General features: G+C 68.2%; 2 protein-coding genes. Both read left to right on the top strand.

Annotation, left to right across the window (positions count from 1 at the left end; translation table 11 throughout):
* Positions 1-150: 150 nt before the first annotated feature.
* Positions 151-744 (top strand): recombinase family protein, encoded by a 594-nt coding sequence (locus G3T14_RS24310; RefSeq protein WP_163645025.1) that lies wholly within the window; start codon positions 151-153, stop codon positions 742-744.
* Positions 745-992: DUF4158 domain-containing protein (locus G3T14_RS24305; protein WP_163645024.1), on the top strand; the 248-nt coding region annotated here is incomplete at its 3' end.

The following is a 992-nucleotide window of genomic DNA, read 5'->3' as shown; positions in this document are numbered from 1 at the left end:
CGCAGGTTCGGCGGGTGTCGTCAAACAGGTGATTTCCGTGACGGGCCGGGCGTCGCCCAGAAGTGGGTGGTTTTCAGCTCGAAATCTATGCGAAAAACCCTGTCGGAATGAGCCAGTATACGGGAACCGCTGTGATGAGGTTTTCCGTACATGCTGGTCGGCTACATGCGCGTGTCTACCGATGGCGACCGGCAGGTCATGGACCTGCAGCGCGATGCGCTGCTCGCCGCCGGCGTCGACGTGCGTCACCTGTTCGAGGACCGGGCCAGCGGCAGCCGTGGGGATCGGACCGGCCTCACCAAGGCGCTGGCCTTCCTGCATCCCGGCGACTGCCTGGTGGTCTGGAAGCTGGATCGGCTCGGCCGCTCGTTGCCTCATCTTCTCGCCACGATTGGCGACCTCAAGGCCCGCGGCGTCGCGTTCCGGTCGCTGACCGAGCAGATGGACACCACCACGCCGCAGGGCGAGTTCCTGTTCCACGTGTTCGGGGCGCTCGCCCAGTTCGAGCGATCGCTGATCCAGGAGCGGGTGCAGGCCGGGCTCGCTGCCGCGGCGCGGCGGGGACGACGGGGTGGGCGTCCCACCGCCATCGATCCCGAGAAGCTCGCCGCCGTGACGGCCGCCCTCGAAGGCGGCGCCACCAAAGCCGCGGTCTGCCGCACCTTCGGCCTCAAGCGCAGCACGCTGATCGACTCCCTCGCCCGGATCGGCTGGTCTCCGGCCGGATCGAAGCGGGAGGCATGAGTGGCGCGACGGCAACAATTGGGCGAGGCACAGATCGCGGCGCTCTACGACCCTCCGACCGAACAGCGGGAGCTGGTGCGTCATGACACTTTGTCGGGATCCGACCTCGTCGCGGTCCGGCGCTGCCGCGGCGATCACAACCGTCTCGGCACCGCGCTGATGCTCTGTTATCTGCGTCACCCCGGACGCGCGCTGCGCGCCGGCGAGCGTCCGCCGCCGGCTTTGCTCGACTTCGTCGCGGCTCAACT

This window comes from Methylobacterium sp. BTF04 (assembly GCF_010692745.1).
In the GTDB taxonomy this organism is placed as follows: Bacteria; Pseudomonadota; Alphaproteobacteria; order Rhizobiales; family Beijerinckiaceae; genus Methylobacterium.
The sequence above is the reverse complement of the archived record's forward strand: the minus strand, read 5'-3'. Positions and strand labels throughout refer to the sequence as shown.